Origin of the sequence: Donghicola eburneus, assembly GCF_900115865.1 — a bacterium.
In the GTDB taxonomy this organism is placed as follows: domain Bacteria; phylum Pseudomonadota; class Alphaproteobacteria; order Rhodobacterales; family Rhodobacteraceae; genus Donghicola; species Donghicola eburneus.
In genome coordinates, this window is sequence record NZ_FOXY01000008.1 from 186,752 (window position 1) to 205,763 (window position 19,012).

24 protein-coding genes are annotated in these 19,012 nt (G+C 56.6%); 12 read left to right on the plus strand and 12 right to left on the minus strand.

Annotation, left to right across the window (positions count from 1 at the left end):
- The first annotated feature begins 4 nt into the window (after window positions 1-4).
- The 3 genes from BM225_RS15125 (at window position 5) to BM225_RS15135 (ending at window position 3,222) form a co-directional block, all read left to right on the plus strand.
- A complete protein-coding gene (locus BM225_RS15125) occupies window positions 5-1,408 on the plus strand; it encodes a circularly permuted type 2 ATP-grasp protein (RefSeq protein WP_072709906.1) in 1,404 nt (467 codons plus the stop codon).
- Window positions 1,408-2,421: an alpha-E domain-containing protein gene (locus BM225_RS15130; protein WP_072709908.1), complete on the plus strand. Its 1,014-nt coding sequence runs from the start codon at window positions 1,408-1,410 to the stop codon at window positions 2,419-2,421. The genes BM225_RS15125 and BM225_RS15130 overlap by 1 nt, the downstream gene beginning before the upstream one ends.
- A gap of 69 nt (window positions 2,422-2,490) precedes the next feature.
- Window positions 2,491-3,222 carry a proteasome-type protease gene (locus BM225_RS15135; protein WP_072709910.1) on the plus strand — a complete coding sequence of 244 codons (732 nt, stop codon included), beginning with the start codon at window positions 2,491-2,493 and terminating at the stop codon, window positions 3,220-3,222.
- A 24-nt stretch (window positions 3,223-3,246) separates the two neighbouring features.
- On the opposite strand, the gene BM225_RS15140 is transcribed toward BM225_RS15135, so the two are convergent.
- Together BM225_RS15140 and BM225_RS15145 are read right to left on the minus strand one after the other, a co-directional pair.
- Complete coding sequence (locus tag BM225_RS15140) at window positions 3,247-3,837, minus strand: hypothetical protein (protein WP_072709912.1); 591 nt, start codon at window positions 3,835-3,837, stop codon at window positions 3,247-3,249.
- On the minus strand, window positions 3,830-4,363 hold the full coding sequence (locus BM225_RS15145; RefSeq protein ID WP_072709914.1) for a sigma-70 family RNA polymerase sigma factor: 534 nt from the start codon (window positions 4,361-4,363) through the stop codon (window positions 3,830-3,832). The genes BM225_RS15140 and BM225_RS15145 overlap by 8 nt, the downstream gene beginning before the upstream one ends.
- Before the next feature lie 60 nt (window positions 4,364-4,423).
- Here BM225_RS15145 and BM225_RS15150 point away from each other — a divergent pair, with 60 nt between their 5' ends.
- Window positions 4,424-4,663, plus strand: coding sequence for a hypothetical protein (locus tag BM225_RS15150; RefSeq protein ID WP_072709916.1), 240 nt, complete (start codon window positions 4,424-4,426; stop codon window positions 4,661-4,663).
- 228 nt (window positions 4,664-4,891) lie between these two features.
- On the opposite strand, the gene BM225_RS15155 is transcribed toward BM225_RS15150, so the two are convergent.
- Together BM225_RS15155 and BM225_RS15160 are read right to left on the minus strand one after the other, a co-directional pair.
- Window positions 4,892-5,686, minus strand: coding sequence for a metallophosphoesterase family protein (locus tag BM225_RS15155; protein WP_072709918.1), 795 nt, complete (start codon window positions 5,684-5,686; stop codon window positions 4,892-4,894).
- Window positions 5,683-6,675, minus strand: coding sequence for a diacylglycerol/lipid kinase family protein (locus BM225_RS15160; RefSeq protein WP_083595785.1), 993 nt, complete (start codon window positions 6,673-6,675; stop codon window positions 5,683-5,685). Before BM225_RS15160 ends, BM225_RS15155 begins: the two co-directional genes overlap by 4 nt.
- Window positions 6,676-6,769: 94 nt before the next feature.
- Here BM225_RS15160 and BM225_RS15165 point away from each other — a divergent pair, with 94 nt between their 5' ends.
- Entirely contained in the window at window positions 6,770-6,952 is a 183-nt protein-coding gene (locus tag BM225_RS15165) for a PLDc N-terminal domain-containing protein (protein ID WP_072709920.1), read from the plus strand.
- A 190-nt stretch (window positions 6,953-7,142) separates the two neighbouring features.
- Here BM225_RS15165 and BM225_RS15170 read toward each other — a convergent pair whose 3' ends face one another.
- Both BM225_RS15170 and BM225_RS15175 read right to left on the minus strand, forming a co-directional pair.
- Window positions 7,143-7,481, minus strand: coding sequence for a phage holin family protein (locus tag BM225_RS15170; RefSeq protein WP_072709922.1), 339 nt, complete (start codon window positions 7,479-7,481; stop codon window positions 7,143-7,145).
- Complete coding sequence (locus BM225_RS15175; RefSeq protein WP_072709924.1) at window positions 7,481-7,795, minus strand: DUF883 family protein; 315 nt, start codon at window positions 7,793-7,795, stop codon at window positions 7,481-7,483. Before BM225_RS15175 ends, BM225_RS15170 begins: the two co-directional genes overlap by 1 nt.
- Before the next feature lie 173 nt (window positions 7,796-7,968).
- Here BM225_RS15175 and BM225_RS15180 point away from each other — a divergent pair, with 173 nt between their 5' ends.
- Both BM225_RS15180 and BM225_RS15185 read left to right on the plus strand, forming a co-directional pair.
- Window positions 7,969-8,130 (plus strand): DUF1328 domain-containing protein, encoded by a 162-nt coding sequence (locus BM225_RS15180; protein WP_072709925.1) that lies wholly within the window; start codon window positions 7,969-7,971, stop codon window positions 8,128-8,130.
- A gap of 55 nt (window positions 8,131-8,185) precedes the next feature.
- On the plus strand, window positions 8,186-8,683 hold the full coding sequence (locus tag BM225_RS15185) for a Dps family protein (protein WP_072709936.1): 498 nt from the start codon (window positions 8,186-8,188) through the stop codon (window positions 8,681-8,683).
- A 77-nt stretch (window positions 8,684-8,760) separates the two neighbouring features.
- Here the strand turns inward: BM225_RS15185 and BM225_RS15190 are convergent, their stop codons facing one another.
- Window positions 8,761-9,579: a response regulator gene (locus BM225_RS15190; RefSeq protein WP_072709938.1), complete on the minus strand. Its 819-nt coding sequence runs from the start codon at window positions 9,577-9,579 to the stop codon at window positions 8,761-8,763.
- A 93-nt stretch (window positions 9,580-9,672) separates the two neighbouring features.
- Here BM225_RS15190 and BM225_RS21625 point away from each other — a divergent pair, with 93 nt between their 5' ends.
- The 5 genes from BM225_RS21625 (at window position 9,673) to BM225_RS15210 (ending at window position 13,048) form a co-directional block, all read left to right on the plus strand.
- Entirely contained in the window at window positions 9,673-9,837 is a 165-nt protein-coding gene (locus BM225_RS21625; RefSeq protein ID WP_143095393.1) for a NepR family anti-sigma factor, read from the plus strand.
- 8 nt (window positions 9,838-9,845) lie between these two features.
- Complete coding sequence (locus BM225_RS15195; RefSeq protein ID WP_072710012.1) at window positions 9,846-10,391, plus strand: RNA polymerase sigma factor; 546 nt, start codon at window positions 9,846-9,848, stop codon at window positions 10,389-10,391.
- Window positions 10,388-12,127 (plus strand): sensor histidine kinase, encoded by a 1,740-nt coding sequence (locus BM225_RS15200; RefSeq protein WP_072709940.1) that lies wholly within the window; start codon window positions 10,388-10,390, stop codon window positions 12,125-12,127. The genes BM225_RS15195 and BM225_RS15200 overlap by 4 nt, the downstream gene beginning before the upstream one ends.
- A gap of 64 nt (window positions 12,128-12,191) precedes the next feature.
- The gene (locus BM225_RS15205; protein ID WP_072709942.1) at window positions 12,192-12,329 is read left to right on the plus strand and encodes an entericidin A/B family lipoprotein; all 138 of its coding nucleotides are present in this window, start codon (window positions 12,192-12,194) and stop codon (window positions 12,327-12,329) included.
- 74 nt (window positions 12,330-12,403) lie between these two features.
- On the plus strand, window positions 12,404-13,048 hold the full coding sequence (locus BM225_RS15210; RefSeq protein ID WP_245780507.1) for an exopolysaccharide biosynthesis protein: 645 nt from the start codon (window positions 12,404-12,406) through the stop codon (window positions 13,046-13,048).
- Window positions 13,049-13,055: 7 nt separating this feature from the next.
- Here the strand turns inward: BM225_RS15210 and BM225_RS15215 are convergent, their stop codons facing one another.
- The 5 genes from BM225_RS15215 to BM225_RS15235 are packed head-to-tail and all read right to left on the minus strand — an operon-like array spanning window position 13,056 to window position 19,001.
- The gene (locus BM225_RS15215) at window positions 13,056-14,798 is read right to left on the minus strand and encodes a hypothetical protein (protein ID WP_072709946.1); all 1,743 of its coding nucleotides are present in this window, start codon (window positions 14,796-14,798) and stop codon (window positions 13,056-13,058) included.
- 4 nt (window positions 14,799-14,802) lie between these two features.
- On the minus strand, window positions 14,803-15,933 hold the full coding sequence (locus BM225_RS15220) for a protein-glutamate methylesterase/protein-glutamine glutaminase (protein WP_092464829.1): 1,131 nt from the start codon (window positions 15,931-15,933) through the stop codon (window positions 14,803-14,805).
- Window positions 15,930-16,766 (minus strand): CheR family methyltransferase, encoded by an 837-nt coding sequence (locus BM225_RS15225; RefSeq protein ID WP_072709959.1) that lies wholly within the window; start codon window positions 16,764-16,766, stop codon window positions 15,930-15,932. Before BM225_RS15225 ends, BM225_RS15220 begins: the two co-directional genes overlap by 4 nt.
- A complete protein-coding gene (locus BM225_RS15230) occupies window positions 16,763-17,281 on the minus strand; it encodes a chemotaxis protein CheW (protein ID WP_083595786.1) in 519 nt (172 codons plus the stop codon). The genes BM225_RS15225 and BM225_RS15230 overlap by 4 nt, the downstream gene beginning before the upstream one ends.
- Window positions 17,274-19,001 (minus strand): methyl-accepting chemotaxis protein, encoded by a 1,728-nt coding sequence (locus BM225_RS15235; protein ID WP_072709961.1) that lies wholly within the window; start codon window positions 18,999-19,001, stop codon window positions 17,274-17,276. Before BM225_RS15235 ends, BM225_RS15230 begins: the two co-directional genes overlap by 8 nt.
- Window positions 19,002-19,012: the final 11 nt, after the last annotated feature.

Below are 19,012 nucleotides of genomic sequence, written 5' to 3' on the forward strand. Positions count from 1 at the left end.
TGAAATGAAAGACCGCGCAGGAATTAAGCCAGCGTATGCCGATGTGGCCGAATGGGCCAAGGCGACAACCGCTGAGGATCTGCGACTTCGCCAGAACGAGGCGGAAGGTCTGTTTCGAAGAAATGGTATTACTTTTGCGGTGTACGGAGAGGGGGGAGACCCCGAGCGACTGATCCCGTTTGATTTGATGCCCCGCGTGTTTTCCTCGAGCGAGTGGGATGTGATTGAACGCGGTTCGATCCAACGCGCTCGCGCGTTGAACGCCTTTTTGACCGATGTTTACGGTAAGCGCGAGTTTATCAAAGCCGGTAAGATACCCGCGCGTCTGGTCGAAGGTAACCCCGCCTACGAGCCGATTATGCAGGGCATTCAGCCGGTCGGTGACATCTTCTCGCACATCATTGGCGTCGATTTGGTGCGTACCGGCCCTGACGAGTTCAACGTACTCGAGGACAACTGCCGCACGCCATCTGGCATCTCATATGTGTTGCAGAACCGCGAAGTGATGCAGCGCATCATGCCGTCGATGTTCCGTAGCGGGCAGGTTCGTCCGGTCGATCATTATGGCGATATGTTGGCCGCCGCGATGCAGTCCGTCGCCCCCGACGACTGCGACGGCCGACCCACATTAGCGATTCTGACGCCTGGCCACTATAACTCGGCCTATTTCGAGCATAGCTTCCTCGCTGATATTATGGGCATCGAACTAGTCGAAGGGCAGGATTTGTTCGTTGAGAACGACATGCTCTTTATGCGGACGATCCGCGGGCCAGAGCGAATCCACGTTCTGTATCGCCGGATCGATGATGCATTCTTGGATCCCGAAGCCTTTAATCCCGACAGTATGCTGGGTGTGCCAGGTCTGATGCGGGCCTATGCGGCTGGCGGTGTGACCATCGTCAATGCCCCTGGCGCGGGCGTAGCGGACGACAAGGCAACTTATGTCTATGTGCCGGAAATGATCCGCTTCTTCCTTGGCGAAGAGCCGATCTTGCCGAACGTAGAGACGTGGCAGTGTGCGGACGAATCCGAGTGCAAATACGTGCTGGATAATCTGTCTGAACTGGTGGTGAAAGAAGTCCACGGTTCGGGTGGTTACGGCATGCTGATTGGCCCGAAATCGACCAAGGCCGAGATCGAGAAGTTCGAAGGCCTGATCAAGGCGAACCCCGGTAACTACATCGCGCAGCCCACCTTGGCGCTGTCGACGGTCCCGTCACTCAGCGAAGAAGGACTCGCTCCGCGCCATGTGGACCTGCGCCCGTTTGTGATCTCGGGTAAGGGCAAAACGGAACTTATTCCGGGTGGTCTGACCCGTGTGGCCCTGCGTGAGGGCTCGCTTGTGGTGAACTCCAGCCAAGGTGGCGGCGTTAAGGATACGTGGGTTTTGCGAGGGGATCGTTTGTAATGCTGAGCCGTACCGCACAAGGACTGTACTGGATGTCGCGCTACGTCGAGCGCGCCGAAAACAACGCCCGTTTGCTGGACGCTGGCCGCCGGATCGAAGGTCTGCCCGGCGCGGAGGCTGCCGGAAATACGGAATGGCCGTCGATTATCATCGCGGCGGGATGTCGTGAAACCTTTGGCGAGACGTTGGAGGATGCCGACCGCGACAGCGCGACCTTCCATTTGGCGTTCGACAAGGACAACGCGTCGAGCATTCAATCCTGTTTCCACGCCGCGCGGGAAAACGCCCGAGCCATGCGTGGTGCGATAACGTCCGAAGTCTGGACTGCGATAAACACTACATGGGCCGAATTCCGGACCAAGACGATGGCCGATACCGACGAGCGTCGCTATGCGGACTTTGTGGAGAGCGTGCTTGCCGCAAGCTTTACTTTCCGCGGCGCGATCAATTCCACGCTTCTGCGGGACGAGCGCCAGTGGTTCATCGAACTGGGCAAACATATCGAGCGCGCCGATGCGACAGCGCGACTGCTGGATGTGAAATATCACGTGCTGCTCCCCCAAGCGGACGAGGTTGGGGCCGGCTTGGACTTGCTTCAGTGGCAGCAGATTTTGCGGGCTGCGAATGCTTTGCGTGCGTTCCGCCATGTCTATCGTGAACAGGTCAGCGCCCCGCGCGTGGTTGATCTGCTGGTCGTGAATAGCCAATCGCCGCGCTCGTTGCGTTATTCCTACGAGGCGATTTGCGACAACATCGACAATATCGGGGTGCACACCAAAGCACAGCGCAAGGCCTCCGACATCGCGCGCGCCTCGCGCGATAAGCTCCGCTCGGCGGACGCGCACTCCATCATCGATTTTGGCCTGCACGAATGGCTGACTGAAATGATCACAGAGACGAACCAGCTCGCCAATGAGCTGGGCGAGAGCTACGGCTTCTTCTCGCAGGTGGATCGTGATTCGCTAGACGATGAAGCAATAGGCACTAGCACTATTGAGGTATGCGAACCTTAAAAGTGTCACTTGTTTCGGGGGAAGGGCACGGATACTTGAGTGTGTGTCTTTCCCTCTGGAGGAGCTACTGTGACCTACTGTCTGGCGATGCTGCTAAACGAAGGTATCGTTTGTCTTTCTGATACTCGCACGAATGCGGGTCTCGATAACATTTCCAAGTTTCGCAAAAGCTTCACATGGGAGATCCCGGGCGATCGGGCTATCTGTTTGATGACGGCCGGCAACCTTGCCATCACCCAAGCGGTGATCGGTTTGCTACAGGAAAACATCGACGAACCCCAAGACGGCATCGACACGCTGCTCAGTGCGCAGTCCATGTTTCGCGTTGCTGAAATTGTAGGCGACGCCATGCGGACGATCCAACAACGCCACGGCGCGGCGCTGGCGCAGATGGGCGAAAGCTCTATCGCGTCGATCATCGTGGCTGGCCAGCGCAAAGGCGGCCGACAGCGTCTGTTCCACGTCTACGCGGCCGGTAACTTTGTCGAGGCGACAGAGGACAGCCCCTATTTCCAGATCGGCGAGCACAAGTACGGCAAGCCCATTATTGATCGTGTCATCACACGGGAAACCCCGTTGAAGACCGCAGTGACGGCTGCGCTGCTGTCGATGGATTCGACACTTCGCTCGAACCTGTCCGTTGGGATGCCACTGGATCTGACAGTGCTACGCTCGGACGAGTTGTGTATGTCCGACCACCGCCGGATCGAGGCTGACGATCCCCAATTTGACGCTTTGTCCAAAGGGTGGAGCCAAGCCCTCAGGGATGCGTTCGAAGAAATGGACGCCATGTGGAATTAAAAAAGGGGCCAATTGGCCCCTTTTTCATTCCGCAAGCAGTGTTGTCTGCCCAATCGGTTCTGGCGCCGTCGCCAGCGGACCGTCAGCAGACAGGATAATGATATCACCTGCCACAAAACCAGCTGTGATTTTGCTACCAGCAGAGCCCAAGTAGCTGAACCCGTCTCCCACCTTCTTCCAGAGGTGTAGAGTCGTGTTGCTCTGGCTTTTGAGCTGCAGTGTGCCAGCACGTGTATTCCAGCTCACGGTCGCGTCCCCATATCGCGTCTCGACCACGTAGCTTTCTGTATTTACGGCGCGGGACACCAGATAAGCAGACAAGAGTGCGGCTTTGACGCTCACAATCCCGCCGACGATCGGCTTCCAACGCAGTTTGCCTTTGGCTGTTTTTATTTCTTTTCCAAAGAGCGTGTCATGAATCCCTGCCAACGCATTACGCGGCGGCGCGACAGGGTCTACTTGGGAAATGGCACCGGACAAGTGCTCTTCCCACCACCAAACAGCGTTATCAAACGCCTTGTCATTACGGCGCAACCGTTCGGCTCGAAGCTCTGCTTCGCCGTCCAGTAACCCCATGGCATATTCAGCGGCCATGATCTGATGGTCTTCAGTCATCTTCGCCTCCTAAACATTCTCGAAGCTTCAACAAGCTTCGTCGCAGCCAAGTTCGCACCGTGTTCAACGGCGACCCAAGGATGTCGGCGACCTCTTGGTAAGAGAGGCCGTGCAAGTACACCTGAACCACAGCCCTTGCCTGTTCGGCTGGCAGTGTTTCAAGACAGTGAACCAGATCCTTGCGCATCTGCCACTGCTCACTCGAGGTTTGGACCGGATCGGCCACCATGTCGACTTCCTCAGAATCTGACACATTCCGCCGACTGCTGCGGATATGGTCAATTGCGACGTTTCTCGCAATGGTGGCGATCCAGGCTTCCCCACTTCGTGATGGGTCAAACCGTGGCGCGCCTCGCCATGCTTTAACGTATACGTTCTGTAAGGCGTCTTCTGCGTCAGACCTGTTGCGAAGAATTTTTAAAAGTATCGCAAAAACCTTTCCGGACGTTAATCTATAGACACGATCAAGCGCTTTGCGTTCTCCCGTAGCCATGCGGGAAATTTCGTGAGAAACTTGATCGTACATTCTGGGATCTATCATCCGTTAGGTTCTAGTAGTTGCATAACAGCAAGGGAGACCATCGCAATGCAATCACTTATTCAAGGAATTGATAGAGTGACATTCCAGCTCATGGCGGTCGCATTTGTTGGTATCCATGTCCCTCTCACTGTTTTGGTTGTGTATGGAATAATCGTAGGTTTTCAGGGGCTTGTAACCGTACTTCTGCTCGCCTTAGCTGCAACACTCGTATCGACTCTCGTCTCGCTCGTCGTTGTTTATCGCATCCGTGCGGATCGTGACGATGTCGCCCACAGCCTCGGCTGACCACTCCAAACCACTCATCAAACTTGGTTGAGGCCTGATCGTATTTCGCGATCAGGCCTTTTTTGTGACGGATTCGCCCCGCAACTAACCGATGTGTTTTCGCGATTTCAGATTGTCACAAGCGCTTTCACTTTTTTGTATGCATTTGAAACTTGTAACTGCGTCATTTCGCCTTACTTGGGCTCATCAAGGCAAATTCGGCAAAGCGGGCGCTGCCGCCACTGACTCTCAGCCGCTCTGGTCAGCGCTTTGCCATCCCCGCTCTGTCCTGCAATATGCGCGGGTCAGGGCGGGTTCGAACCTTCCCCCATTTTCGGACATACGCGTGATTTCAACGTGATCGCCATCTGTGCGAATGATCGCGAAATCGTTCTGCTGGTTCCGTAAACGCGAGGACAGTCCGGTGCCCACGTGGATTTGCATGACCTGACGTCCGCTGCCTTTGGCAACAAAGGGGTCATCTCGCCATTGGTGCAGGTGCCCGGTCAGGACCAGATCAAGCCCTGCATCCGCCAATTTGCCCAAGGCTTTGCCCGCACCGCGCATGAGCGCTTTGGAGCTATCCTCTGATTGTTCGAATGGATGATGTGCCACCAACACCCGCAGCCCCTGCAACTGAGAGAGGCGGCGGCAAAGATGACCGATCTGGTGCCCGTCAATTGATCCGCGTTGCCAATGCCATGGGGCCACAGTGTTGAGACCGAGCACCGAAAGCTCTGGCGTTCGGATCTCCGGCCAGAAGTTGCGGGTCACGTATTTCTTGTAGTTGCGATAAGGGGTCACGAACCGCCTGAACGGATTGTGTAGTGGGACGTCGTGGTTGCCCGGCACGACCAGCGTCGGCGGTTCAATCTGTTCTATAAAATTGCGCGCGGCCATAAACTGGGAGGGCCGCGCCCGCTGGGTTAAATCCCCAGAAATCGATACAAAGTCTGCTTTTTGAAGTTCCGCGAGCAGAGGCGCGATGAGTTCTGGTCGGTCTTTGCCAAAGTGCAAATCCGAAATGTGGTAGAGGGTCTTCATGCGGAGTTGGGCACCATCACGTTCAATGCATTCTCCCGCAGGTTAAATACAAAAGGCGCCTTCATGCGCTCTTTTTCTCCGTCTCGAGCAATCCACATGTGCTTTTTTCTGCCGACATCGATCTCGATGTCCTTGCCAATCAGCAATTGGAACTCGCGACCATGCTCTGTGGTGTTGCGAAACAGGTTCATGGCATGGGCAATCAGCTGGCGCCAGTTGGTCGCATTCGTCAGGTAGAGCGCAAAACTTCCGTCCCGTACGTCCTCGGCACCATCCAAGCTGAAAGCCTCGAGTTGGTAGGCGCTATTGGCCACGAACGCGAGCGCAGTCTTTTTGTGGATCGTCGTTTCCCCGTCTACGGTCACTGTTAGATCGTAGGGGCGCTTAAGTCCCATTAATCCTGACAGTACCGACCAATACGCAGTGATCCGGCTACGACCCCATTTTTTGTAGAGGGTTTCGCGTTCTCTCAGGATGCTGGGATAAACGCCCAAACTGGCGTTGTTCAAAAAGATTTCGCCGTTCACGCAGCCCACGTGCATGGGCTTGGGTGCCGACCGACCCAAGGTTTCGATCGCTTCGGGTATGTCTTCGGGCAGGCCAAGCCCGCGAGAAAAATAGTTAAAGGTTCCCATCGGCAAAACGCCCATCGCGACATCCGTATCCATCAACGCATTCGCAACGCCCGCGATCGTACCGTCTCCGCCAGCGGCAACCACAATGCGATACCCTTCGCGGATCGCATCTTCGGCCAATTTGGTGGGCGAGTGATCCTTTGAAACCTGCTTGATGTCGCACGGGGCGTCGAACGCGCGCCGCATCATCTGGGACAGTTCATCAGGATCCGGCTTGGTTTCTTTTTTGCCAGATTTCGGGTTGAGTATGACGCAGACATCCCCACCTTTGACTGCAGCGGCTGAAGATTGATTTTCAGGGGTCTCAATGGGGGTGTGGCTGTTCATCTCGGAACCTTTGGGCGTCGAAAGCATTCAAGTTTTCAACGTCAGGCGGAGCGAAACGTTCCATCCGGCGTCAGGTTTAAAGCCACCTTTGCGGGCGGCACTTTCAGAAAGGATTTCGGACATGTTGGAAATCAGCGGTCTTGGTGGCCTCATTATCCTGATTTTGGATATTTGGGCTCTGGTTTCAATCGTCGGATCAAACCGTGGCACAGGAAGCAAGGTCCTGTGGATCCTTCTGGTTCTGATCTTGCCCGTGGTAGGCTTTATTATCTGGCTTATTGCCGGCCCGCGGTCCCGCCGGTAATTTTCTGAATTTTTCTGGAAACCTTTTCCAGTGGCAGCGCGTTACAATCATGAGCAGCGGGGCTGTCCCTTATCCCCGCATCCAGTCAGGGTCACCATTCCCAGCGGTCTCTGATCGGCTCGTCCCAATCCCGTAATGGGAACTGCCCCGCCAATTGGCGGGGCTTTTTTTGTCTAGCGATGTAGAAAAATCAGCGGCGGGTTGCGCGTCCGGCGTGTAGGCCGGTGATAAATCCTTCGGTCACTTGGGCGATCACGGCTGCGGTTGGATCAATCGCCGGAGTGTGAGGGATTCTGCGGCGGCGAGACGGCATAGAGATAGCAAATAAAATCAGGCCGACGCCGAAGTATATGCCGCCAATGACTGACGTCGCGAACAATGCGCTGTGTGTAGACGCGATCAGGATGAACAGGGCTGTGGTCAGAAAACCAAGCCCCACCACGATCATCAGACCCGCCAATGTCGAGAGCGCAGCGCGTTTGGCTGCACTCTGAACGGTGTATTGCAGGCTCTGTAGCATCAGGGGCATTATTTGCGGCTTGTCAGAAGACCGGCAATAAAGCCTGCGGCGACGGCCATGCCCACAGCTGCTGCAGGCTGACGTCGGATCGCGTCTGCTGCCTGTGCGCCATAATCTTCGGCGGTGGACTGAGCCATCTCCAGTTGCTTGTGACCCTCGGCGCGTAGGTGCTCAGCTTGCGACTTCGCGCTATTTACAGCGGCATCTTTGCGCGCTGTTCCCATCTCGGTCAGAGTCGTTGTGATCTGGCTGATGTCAGCTTTCAGTGCTTCGATTTGAGCCGAAAGATCCTGCATGTCGGGAGCTGTCTTGGTGGTGGGCATTAGAAAACCTCATCAGAAATAAAATGGTCGACAGTAGAACGCACTGGTATCGAAAAGGTTCCATATGGAATTTCGTTCTGTATGAATCTTTTTCGACTGCCTTTTTTGGAACCATTTTCCGTCCGGCGACGTTTCAGCCCCAGATTGCACATATTCGTTGAAAGGATGAACTCATGCTCTACTGGGCCCTTATTTTCTTTGTTGTTGCACTAGTTGCTGGTGTCTTTGGTTTTGGCGGAATCGCGTCGGCATCGGCCGGCATCGCGCAAATCCTCTTCTTCCTGTTCTTGGTGCTCTTCGTTGTCACGCTGATTGCTCGAATGGTGCGCGGGTAACCCCCGCCGCCGATCCGGCTTTCACCCAATTTAACTATTAATCTGGAGGCTTGTTATGAAAGACATTCTACAGACCACCCCGCAAACGCAAAAAGTAAACACCGGCGTCACCGAGCCCGGTGCGGTCGCGACCGGTTTGGCGGATGTTTTGGCGGATACCTACCGCCTGATGTACAAAACTCACGCGTATCACTGGAACGTAGAGGGGCCGCTATTCTATTCGCTGCACCATTTGACCGAAGAGCAGTATGAAAACTTGTTCGAGGCTGCGGACGAACTGGCGGAACGCATCCGTGCCTTGGGATCGCTGGCACCGATGTCGCTGGGTGAAATCTGTGAACGTTCGGTAATCAAGGACGCCGACGGAACGCCCGATGCCCGAGAAATGGTGGAGGAACTGGCCGCCGATCACGAGCGGATCGCATACCGTATGCACGCGCTCGTTGAACTAGCCGGTAAGTCCAACGATCCCGTGACAGACGACATGGCAACTGCGCGCTCGGCTTTCCACGAAAAGGCTGCTTGGATGTTGCGTTCTATTGCAGCCGAGTGACGTGATTCCGCAAAGCGGGCCACAAAAAAGCCCCGGTGCCGAAGCATCGGGGCTTTTTGATGTGGTGACGACGGGTGTTACGCCATCAGAGTTTCGGTGCTAGTAAAGAACATTGCCTGGCTGACAGCCGAGCGAACTTGGTCTTCGGAATAGGGTTTGGTGATCAGGAAGGCAGGTTCTGGACGGTCACCGGTCAGCAGACGTTCTGGGAACGCAGTGATAAACACGACGGGACGGTCGCCAAGCTCTGCCAGAATTTCGTTTACAGCGTCGATGCCCGACGATTTATCTGCCAGTTGGATGTCGGCAAGAATCATATCTGGGGGAGTTTCGCGTGCCAGATCGACGGCTGCGGTCTTGGTACGGGCGATGCCAGTGACCTCGTGACCCATCTGAGCCACGATTTCCGAGATGTCCATCGCGATGATGGCTTCGTCCTCGATGATCATGACATTACCGACAATGCCCTTGCTCATCTCGTCGCGGGCGATTTCCAGCAGCTTGGCGGCTTCGTCACCGGATACGCCTACGATCTCACCGATCTCATCTGCGTTGAACCCTTCGATGCTCTGCAGCAAGAGCGCTTCGCGGGTGTTTGCAGTCAGGCGCGACAGGCGCATCTGGGCCCGTGCCTCGGGTCCGTTGGGCAAAATGCTCTCTTCAATCGGTGCGCCAGAAGAGACCCAAATCGAGTTGAAGACCTTGAACAGCGCTACGCGCGGCGAGGTGGAACGGTCGAAGATTTGAGGATCGGCCAGAATAGTCTCGAGCGTGATGATCGCGTACTTGTCCCCCGTCGATTGGGTGCCGGTCAAAGCCCGCGCGTAGCGGCGCAGGTAGGGAAGGTCCGCTGCGATGGTTGTCGAAATGTCGGTAGGCGCTGCAGAAGATGTCATAGCTTCCTCAAAAAAACTGAATTTGTTGGGAACCTAATGCACCCAGCGGCGTTTGGTTCCCGATAAAGTGAAAAAATCAATAGGTCGTACACGATGTCCGATAAGCCCAAGAACCGTTTGGACGAACAGATCGACGAAAATCTGCGTCGCGTCTACCAAACGGCGGCGTCAGAACCCGTGCCGGATCGTTTTACCCAGCTACTCGAACAACTTCGCCAGTCTGAAGGCGAGAAGCCGAACAATGAGGCCGGTGCGTGAGTGTTGAGATGAATGATCCCAGAGATGAGCTGGTCACCCATTTGCCTGCAATGCGCGCCTTTGCGCTAAGCTTGGCTCGGAATGGCGCAGCGGCGGATGACTTAGTGCAGGATGCACTGGTCAAAGCATGGTCGAATTTTGACAGTTTCCAGCCTGGTACCAACATGCGGGCATGGTTGTTTACGATTTTGCGCAACACCTACTATTCTCTGCACCGCAAGCGCCGCCGCGAAGTCGAAGATCCCGATGGGGTCATGGCAGGTCAACTCTCCGTCAAACCTAGCCATGACGGAAGCTTGGCGATGCGAGATTTCCAAGGCGCTTTTGCCCAACTGAGCGATGAGCAGCGCGAAGCGCTGACGCTGGTTGGCGCCGAAGGGTTCTCTTACGAAGAAGCCGCCGAAATGTGTGAATGTGCCGTTGGCACAATCAAAAGCCGCACCAACCGAGCTCGCAAACGTCTGGCCGAACTGATGGGCCTTGATGAAGATGAAACCTTCGAGGTCACAGACGGCAAGACGATGGCGGTGCTTTCCGGGAAACCGGCTGCATGAGTGAAAGCAAACTTGAAGCGATGCGCAGTGCCACCGGTGGGTTGGCGCTGCGATTGATTGGGGTGATGACGCTGGCGATTTTACCGCTGGCGTTAATTTCGTTCTATCAAACCGCTCAAGTCATGGAGGAATCTGATAACCTGTCCGAGACCGTGCTTTTGGACCGGACAGAGCGCGCCGCGTCGCGCGAACGCGAACTGATCCAGCAGGCGATCGGCGCGGCAAAAGCCCTTGCCGAGACCGAGATCGTGATGGTCGAGGATGCAAACCTGTGTAACGGCGTTCTGAAGAGTCTGGTCGAAGGTGACAACACCTATACGATGGCTGGATACATCACCGCTTCGGGGCGCGTTGCTTGTGCATCTGATACATCGGACGAGATTCTGCGCATTGGGCGCGACCTGTTTTCCAAAATCCAACAGAGTGATCCCAACGCGGATTTCTGGTCGAACACTTCGGCCGGTCCGAAAGCGGCGTTGAGCCTGGCCGTTCCCGTGGGTTCTTCCTCGGCCCGTCAGGGATACGTCTGGATTTCGATCCCCTACGCGCTCGCGAACATCATGCTCCAGAGTGAAGGTAACAAGGTCGATCTGGTCATTTTCGATGCCACCGGCGCTTTGCTTGCAGCGGATTTCACCGAAGAAGAGTTGGTGTCTTTTCTGCCCCAAGGCAGATCCCTGTCCGATTTCGTTCAGCCCAACCGGCAACTTTACAATGGTCCCAATCAGAACGGCGAGAACCGCCAGTTCGCGGTTGTTCCGATCATGGAAGATCAAGCCTTTGTCATGGGCAGCTGGGAGCCAGAGCAGATTGCGCCGTTCCCACTCATGGGCCGCGTGATGGCACTGTATTTCCCGCTGTTGATGTGGGGTATCGGCATTCTGGTTGCGTATTTCGGCACCCACCGTCTGGTGATCCGCCATATCCAGCGCCTTCGTGTCTGGATGCGTCTCTACGCGGCGGGCCGGTCCGAGGTGGGTAGCGCGCGTCTGGACAACGCCCCCGAAGAGCTGGAAGCTGTAGCGCAGGCCTTTCGTGAGATGGCCCAACGCCTGAGCGAACAGGAACGCCAGCGCGCCGAGGATCTGACCGAGAAAACCACCCTCCTCAAAGAGGTTCACCACCGCGTCAAAAATAATTTGCAGCTGATCTGTAGCATTATGAATATGCAGGTCCGCAATACCCGCAGCGACGAAGCGAAGCGCCTGCTGCGCCGCGTGCAGGAACGTGTGATGGCTTTGGCTGCGGTGCACCGATACCTCTACACAGCTCGCAAGCTATCGATGGTCCGGGCTGACTTGCTGCTCGAGGATATCATCAGCCAGATGGTCGTAGTCGGCGGCATTGACCGGCTCGACAGCCGTGTCAAGATCAGCACCAATTTCGCAAATGTCGAGATTACGCCAGAGCAATCGGTTCCGCTGTCGTTGCTCGCGACCGAGGCAATTACCAACGCTGTGAAGTACTGTGGCGGCCACCAAGGGCAGACCGGTTGGATATCCTTGGTGCTTGCGGACCTCGGCAACGACGAGGTTTGCTTCTCGATCGTGAACTCGAAATCGGACATAGATGCTACCCAAATTCGGGACGAACCCTCGCTTGGGCATGGCTTGATCAAGTCCTTTGCTTCGCAGCTTCAGGGGCGGTTCGAGGTCGAAGATCTAGACGAACGGTATGGCATCCACGTGACCTTTGACATCATGTATGACGACGAAGAAGAGAGCCAAGCGGCTTAAATTCGGAACATAAGCAACCCTTCCGCGTTGAATATTCAGAACGAAAACACGGAAGGGTTACCTGATGACTATCTCGAACAAACTGACCGCAGCTATTCTTGTCCTGTTTGGTCTGGCCGCTTGTGAAACCATTGAAGGTGCCGGTCGTGACATTGAAGATACTGGCGAAGCGATCACCGATGCATCGCAAAACGCGCAATAATAGCGCTCTCTAAGGCAGTTCTCTGGACTGCCTTTTACAATTTTTTACCAGCACCTTTATAGACGGATTGGCTTATGCCTCCCAGACCTGCGATGCGTGTCTATTTCCCCAAACCATTTCTACAGCCGGAGAGCCCCAACGGGCCTGTGCGCGATGTGGTTGAGCGGCTGTCGCGGCATGCGGAGAAATCCGAAGTCACGATGAGAGAGCTGCTTGCGGGGTTCGGTTCGACATCGTTTTTACCCGTGCTGATGGCTGTCGCGCTGCTGGTGGTTTCTCCGCTTAGTGGCATTCCCCTATTCTCATCAATTTGCGGCCTGACCATGGCCTTTGTGTCCGTCCAGATGTTTTGGGGGGCAGACCACCTGTGGCTACCTGATTTCATTATGCGCCAGAAGATCAGTGGGGAACGCATGTGCGGAGCCCTACTCAAGATGCGCAAGGCTGCGGACTGGCTGGATGATCACGCACGCAAACGCATGTCATTCATGGTCCGAGGCCCCATGCGCAAAGTTCTGGAATTTATGTGCATTGTGTGCGGTGCCGCGATGCCGTTCTTGGAAATCGTTCCATTTTCGTCATCAATTTTGGGCTTGGCGATCATGATGATCTCGACCGCACTCTTGACCCGTGACGGGCTATTTGCGGCTTTTGCGGCTGCACTTGTCGCGACAGCGGCGATGGTCCCTGTCACCGTCCTGACTGCGATGACAGGGTGATTTCAATTTAGAACAGAATGTCCGACAGGTCTTCGGACCCACCGTCTGCAGCAGGCGCTGCGGCGGGCGCGGGAGCCGCGGCTGGTTCGGGCTCTCCGAACATGTCGATACCCGAGGTCGGTTCAACCTTGGCTGGGGCAGCGGGGGCTTCGACAAAATTCGCCAGCAGATTGTCATGCAGATCGCGCTCTGCCTGCATCGTGTAAAGCTTGCGAATGCGGCCCGCGACACGCTGGAAGCGCGGCTCAAGGGTCAATGTCTCGGGGAACTTGCGACGGATATTGCTGGACTTGCGATTGCTGTCGGTCAGGTCACGAACCAGATCGCGCAGCATGCGGTCGCTGGCTTCGATCGCGCGGGCGACCTGTTCAGAGTCCGATGCCAGCTTGGGGAGCAGGTCACTGACCACCGTGACGACTTCAGGGATCATCTGAACGACGTCGACATCCATGTCATCGGTCGCGCTATCATCATGCATGCTCAGGTAGGTTTGCAGACGTTGCTTGGTGCCTTCGAGCGCCTCGCTGAAGGTCACAAAAATCTCTGGCACGGTTGAAACAACCGAGTTCACCTGCTGCGAGATCACAATCATATCTGCGGCGGCGCGTCCTTCGCGGGCACAGGCGATGATGGTGTTCAAAGAAGCCAATTGCATCTGGAACGCCGCATTGTTCAGGTTGCGGCTGTGCTCTTGCAAGCGTTCGTCATTTGCGCAGATTTCTTCGTACAGCGAACGTGTTTCTGGCGATCCAACGGTGATCTCGGCCTTCTGCTGCCGGAGTGCTTCGCCTTGCAGGACGCCGTTGCTCAGTTCGTGGCGTTCGGCAAAGGCTTTGCGCAGGGCAGAGTTGTTGATCTGGTACTGGTCCAGACCCGCGGCCAGTGCGGACAGAGTTGTCATCGCTTTTTCCGCGTCGTTCAGGGTCTCTTTGATGGCCTGTTCCATCTGGATATCGGCCAAAGCTGTTAGGAGTTGGCTTTCATTCGAGTCCACACCAAAGGAGCTGGCTTCGTGCAGGATCTGTTGGATGTGCTCAGCACGCTGGCGGGCACGGTCGCCGACCTGCAGCGACTGGATGATGGCCATCACGTCGCTTTCTGCCTTGCGGTAGTAGTCGTTCATCCAGGCCGCAGCTTCGTGAGAGTTGGCCAACGCGTGGTCCAAGGTTTTCAATGCCCGCTCTAGGGCACGCACCTCGGGCTGGACCGTATCAGACAAACGCAGCGACTGACCCTCTGCATAGACCATCAGCTTTTGCAGGGCTTTGGTAATGACCTCGGTGGCCTTCAGCATTTCGGCAACTTGCTCCGAGGCACTGTCCGTGATCCCCGAGATATTTTCAGCCAGACGCACCAGTTGCTCGCCCTGCTTCAGGGTGCGGTGGCCCTGCGCGATGATGCGCGCATTCAACGATACAATGCCCGCTGAATGGATGTTCTGCGCCAGATCCTTGATCTCGGCATTCATCATTTGCCGCTTGTGCCCGATCTCGTTCATGAAGCCCGAAGACTGCTGGATGCGGTCTGCGATCATGGTCGAAAACTGGTTAATCTCTTGGCGCCCCTGTGCGACTTTTTCGAGTTGGTTGGAACTCGTGATGTCGACCAGTGCGCCCATGGATCCCTTGAGCTGCGATGCTTTTTCGCTTGCGAAAAACAGGCTGTCAGTCACACGACTGAAGACCGTTTCCAAGCGGAACAGCGGGCTGCGCAGGATGGCGTTATGGTCGTTTTGTACAGAGGCGGCCATGAGTTTAGCGTCCTAATGCGGGTTTGGAGGCAGAAGCACCAGCCGAGAACTGCATGATCTCGGCGGCAATATTATTCAGAGCGACAGAGCGCACCGCAGCGCCGCGTTTCACGGCTTCGCGGGGCATGCCGTAGACGACGCAAGACGCTTCGTCCTGAGCGAGCGTGAGCGAGCCAGCGTTGCGCATCTCGAGCATTCCCTGCGCACCATCATCACCCATGCCAGTCATCAGAACACCCAAGGCGTTCTGGCCCGCCTCGCAAGAGGTCGAACGGAATAGCACGTCGACGGACGGGCGGTGGCGGCAGACATAGGGGCCATCAAGGACGTTGCAGCGGTAGCTACGGCCCATGCGTGTCAGGGTGACGTGCGAATGTCCCGGTGCGATCAGCGCAAGGCCGCGCTCCAGCATGTCACCATCCTCGGCTTCCTTGACGCGGATCGAGCACATGCCGTCGAGACGGCGGGCAAATGCCTCGGTAAAGCGTTCGGGCATGTGCTGAACGATGACCACAGGGGCGCAATCGGGCGTGAGGCCAGTCAGCACCTTGGCCAGTGCGTCGGTGCCGCCGGTAGAGGCGCCAATCGACACGATGGGATCGGTGTAGGGCGTCATCGGTGCGCCAGCGGGGCGAGGGGGCATGATTACGTCCGCGCTCAGCTTCTTTTCCGCGACGAGCGGCTTACGCTCGACCGGCTTTTTGTTGGGGCGCACGCGCGCTTGCGCAGTAGCACGGACAGAGTCGCAGATCTGGATCTTGGCTTCGTCCGACATGGCGTTGCCAAGCTGCGATTTCGACATCACCTCGACTGCGCCCATCGAGAGCGCTTTCATCGCGGTGTCCGAACCGGCCTCGGTGTGGTTCGAGCAGATGACCACGGGCAGCGGGTGCTGCGACATGATCCGACGCAAGAAGGTCAGACCATCCATGCGCGGCATCTCGATATCCAAGAGGATGACGTCCGGCAGGCCGTTCTTCATCTTCTCTACCGCGTCAAAGGGATCGCGGGCCGTATCAGTCACAGTGATATCGGGCGCACTCTCAAGCATCATCTTAAGCATAGTACGGGCCGTGATCGAGTCTTCGACGATCATGACCTGAATTGCGTCCGAATGTTTCTGCACTGTATTCATGTTGCCCTCTCCTTTTTGAAAACGGCAAATGACACCTGTTTTAAGCGGGAATCTGTCACCACCATCGATTCAGAGTGTCCGACGAAGAGATAGCCGCCGACTTTTACGTGATCTGTGATTTCTTTGATGACACGCGTTTGGGTCGGAGGATCGAAGTAAATCAACACGTTACGCAGGAAAACAACATCCAGTTCCTTGTCCACGGGGTAGTTTCCGTGGATCAAGTTCATCTGTTCGAACTTCACGCGGTCGCGCAAAGTTTTTTCGACACGGCCGCAGCGCAACCCCTTAGAGTTGTGCCCCATGACGAAATAGCGTTCGAGCAGCGCGTCCGGAATATCCAGAAGCTGCTCTTCGGGGTAGACGCCCGCACGGGCCTCTTCGACGATCCCTTGGGAAATGTCGGTGCCCAGAATTCCGTATTTGAAGCCGGGATTCTGTAGCGCGTATTCAGACATGAGCATGGCGATCGTATAGGCCTCTTGGCCGGACGAAGACGCCGCGCTCCAGATCCGCATGGGCTGGGACGTGGGGTGCTCTGGCATGATCTTGTGCATCAGCCATTTGAAGTGCGCAGGCTCTCGGAAGAAGTCCGTTTTGTTCGTGGACATCAGGTCCACGATATACGGCATCTCATCTTGGAGTGTGTGGCCATCGAACAGGTGGTCCAGATAGGCGTCCATCGAGGACAGGCCAAGCACAGAGAACCGACGGCGCATCCGGCCCTCGATCATGCTTTGCTTGTTCTCCGGCATCTGGATACCGGTGACTTGGGTCACCAGTGCCCGAAACCGTGCCTTGTTGCAGGACAGCTGTTCACTCACGGGGATCATGCACTGATCCCATCCATGGCGTCTTCGACATGCTTGTCGAGCGACGAGATGATCTTGCTGCTGAGCAAGCGATCAAGGTCAAGCAAGGTCACGTAGCTGCCATTGCGGCGCGCCAAACCCGACACGATGCGGTGGTCCCAGTTCAGCATGGTCCCGGTTTCGATGGGCTCGATCCGGTCGTCGTCAAAGCGAGACACTTCGGTCACTTTGTCGGTGCGCAGGGCCAGCACTTGCTCGCGGCCTTCGTCCTCGACCCAGAGCACAACGATGCGGGTGTCCACGTCGTCCTTGCGGAAGGGGCGTCCGATCAAGGTACGCAGGTCCACAACAACAATGCTGTCGCCGCGCAGGTCGATGTAGCCCATAATATAGTCGGGCGCCTGAGGCAGGCTCTGGACATCACGTGCATCCAGAATTTCGCGAACGCGCTCGACGGGGATCGCCATGAGCGTTTCATCCAACATGAAGTTCAGGAATGTGCCGCTGCTGGCAGGTGCGTTGATTTGCTCAGGCATGGGGCGCCTCCGGTTTGAAGTCGACGTCTGCGTCGTCAGTTGCTTCGTTTTCTAGATCGAATGAGAAGCCACCCTTGGGCGCGCCTGCTGGCCGAAAAGACACGAGGTTGTCAGCTTGCACAGGTGCGAGCGTGGCGGCAGGGGCAGCCACGGGGGCGGGTGCGTCGTTTGCGGGGCTCAGTTCTGCCACATCCAGAATGTCGTCGACGGTCACAGACACGTCGAAGTCGCCAGTGCGGAAGAATTCAATCGACGATCGCAGAGTGGCAGCCTGAGCTGCCAGTTCTTCGGCAGTGGCGGACATCTCTTCGGCGGCGGCTGTGTTGGCTTGGGTTACGCGGTCCAGCTGCTGGATCGCGCCGTTGACCTGAGCCCCGCCCGAAGACATCTCGTTGTTCGCGCGGCTGATGTCGCTGACCAGCTCCGAAGTGCGCTCGATATCAGGGACAAGCTGATCCAGCATACGGCCCGCATCCAGCGCTGCGGTGATGGTTTGGACCGAAAGTTCGTTGATTTCGCCCGCAGCTGCTTGGCTTCGCTCCGCGAGCTTGCGAACCTCTGATGCCACAACAGCAAAGCCGCGGCCATGCTCGCCCGCACGGGCCGCTTCGACGGCGGCGTTCAAAGCCAGCAGGTCTGTCTGACGCGCGATCTCTTGGACCACGTTGATGCGGTCCGCGATGGTGTTCACGGCCTTGACCGCGTCGCGCACAGCGTCGCCGCTGGCACGGGCACGTTCGGCTGACTGGCGGGCCATCTTTTCGGTCTCGGTCGCGTTTTCGGCGGTGGCTGCGATGTTCGCCGCCATCTCTTCCATCGAGGACGAAGCCTCTTCGGTCGAGGACGCCTGCTGGGTCGCCACGTCGCTCATCTCTTCCGAGGTTTTGGCCATCTGGTTGGCGCCCGTGGACACGTTGCTTGCCCCCGAGGCGACCTCGCCCACGACGGTGCGCAGACGTTCGACCATGGTGTTGGCGTGGCGCAGCACTTCGGTTATTTCGTCGTTGCCCTTGAGGTTCGCAGTCTGTGTCAGATCGCCCTCGGACACGGCCTTGGTCAGTTCCTTGGCACGGTTAAGACCACGTGAAAGCGAAGACAGGATCCAGAAACCTGCAACCGAACCCAGAATGCCGGACAGAGCCACGAGGCCCAGGATCAGCGTTCGGCTCTGGTTGAAAGACGTGTTCGACTTGTCGAGGCTGCTTTCCATCTCGGTTGTGTTGATATCCAGCAAGGTCTCGGTGGTCTGCGCCATCTCGGTGCTCAACGCGCCGCCCTGTTCGCGCAGCAGTGTGCCCGCCTCTTTGGTCATGTCGAACAGCAGGAGCTGCATAACCTCTTTGTTCACTTTGTTGATCTCGTCACGGACGCGAACGAACTCGTCGATGGCTGTTTGTGCTTCCTCGGTAAAGGCATGCTCGCGAGCTTGTTCGATCATGTCGGTCTGCGCGTTGCGCAGGTTCAGCATGTGGGTTTCCAGATCGCGCTTGGTCGCCACGTCACTCGACAGGACGTAATCGCGGATCGCCTGCTGTATCTGATCCTGATAGCGCAGGATTTCGTAGGACTGCTCGATTGCGTCCACGTTTTCGTGGACCACAAGCTCGTTCCGTTCCCGCATCGCGTCCATGTCGCGCAGGGCCACCAGACCAGAGGTTGCTGAAACCCCGATCAGGATGGCGCATGTCACGACGAGCTTTGCTTTGATGGTTAAACGCATCAGTCAGGTCT

Excerpts from the sequence above, each read along its gene's own strand:
- BM225_RS15225 (WP_072709959.1), bottom strand. The coding sequence starts at position 16,766 with ATGATCCCCGTGAGTGAACAGCTGTCCTGCAACAAGGCACGGTTTCGG.
- BM225_RS15155 (WP_072709918.1), bottom strand. The coding sequence starts at position 5,686 with ATGAAGACCCTCTACCACATTTCGGATTTGCACTTTGGCAAAGACCGA.
- BM225_RS15215 (WP_072709946.1), bottom strand. The coding sequence starts at position 14,798 with ATGGCCGCCTCTGTACAAAACGACCATAACGCCATCCTGCGCAGCCCG.
- BM225_RS15180 (WP_072709925.1), top strand. The coding sequence starts at position 7,969 with ATGCTCTACTGGGCCCTTATTTTCTTTGTTGTTGCACTAGTTGCTGGT.
- BM225_RS15200 (WP_072709940.1), top strand. The coding sequence starts at position 10,388 with ATGAGTGAAAGCAAACTTGAAGCGATGCGCAGTGCCACCGGTGGGTTG.
- BM225_RS15195 (WP_072710012.1), top strand. The coding sequence starts at position 9,846 with ATGAATGATCCCAGAGATGAGCTGGTCACCCATTTGCCTGCAATGCGC.
- BM225_RS15190 (WP_072709938.1), bottom strand. The coding sequence starts at position 9,579 with ATGACATCTTCTGCAGCGCCTACCGACATTTCGACAACCATCGCAGCG.
- BM225_RS15185 (WP_072709936.1), top strand. The coding sequence starts at position 8,186 with ATGAAAGACATTCTACAGACCACCCCGCAAACGCAAAAAGTAAACACC.
- BM225_RS15170 (WP_072709922.1), bottom strand. The coding sequence starts at position 7,481 with ATGCCCCTGATGCTACAGAGCCTGCAATACACCGTTCAGAGTGCAGCC.
- BM225_RS15230 (WP_083595786.1), bottom strand. The coding sequence starts at position 17,281 with ATGCCTGAGCAAATCAACGCACCTGCCAGCAGCGGCACATTCCTGAAC.
- BM225_RS15125 (WP_072709906.1), top strand. The coding sequence starts at position 5 with ATGAAAGACCGCGCAGGAATTAAGCCAGCGTATGCCGATGTGGCCGAA.
- BM225_RS15175 (WP_072709924.1), bottom strand. The coding sequence starts at position 7,795 with ATGCCCACCACCAAGACAGCTCCCGACATGCAGGATCTTTCGGCTCAA.
- BM225_RS15205 (WP_072709942.1), top strand. The coding sequence starts at position 12,192 with ATGACTATCTCGAACAAACTGACCGCAGCTATTCTTGTCCTGTTTGGT.
- BM225_RS15145 (WP_072709914.1), bottom strand. The coding sequence starts at position 4,363 with ATGTACGATCAAGTTTCTCACGAAATTTCCCGCATGGCTACGGGAGAA.
- BM225_RS15220 (WP_092464829.1), bottom strand. The coding sequence starts at position 15,933 with ATGAATACAGTGCAGAAACATTCGGACGCAATTCAGGTCATGATCGTC.
- BM225_RS15160 (WP_083595785.1), bottom strand. The coding sequence starts at position 6,675 with ATGCTTTCGACGCCCAAAGGTTCCGAGATGAACAGCCACACCCCCATT.
- BM225_RS15150 (WP_072709916.1), top strand. The coding sequence starts at position 4,424 with ATGCAATCACTTATTCAAGGAATTGATAGAGTGACATTCCAGCTCATG.
- BM225_RS15165 (WP_072709920.1), top strand. The coding sequence starts at position 6,770 with ATGTTGGAAATCAGCGGTCTTGGTGGCCTCATTATCCTGATTTTGGAT.
- BM225_RS21625 (WP_143095393.1), top strand. The coding sequence starts at position 9,673 with ATGTCCGATAAGCCCAAGAACCGTTTGGACGAACAGATCGACGAAAAT.
- BM225_RS15235 (WP_072709961.1), bottom strand. The coding sequence starts at position 19,001 with ATGCGTTTAACCATCAAAGCAAAGCTCGTCGTGACATGCGCCATCCTG.
- BM225_RS15140 (WP_072709912.1), bottom strand. The coding sequence starts at position 3,837 with ATGACTGAAGACCATCAGATCATGGCCGCTGAATATGCCATGGGGTTA.
- BM225_RS15130 (WP_072709908.1), top strand. The coding sequence starts at position 1,408 with ATGCTGAGCCGTACCGCACAAGGACTGTACTGGATGTCGCGCTACGTC.
- BM225_RS15210 (WP_245780507.1), top strand. The coding sequence starts at position 12,404 with ATGCCTCCCAGACCTGCGATGCGTGTCTATTTCCCCAAACCATTTCTA.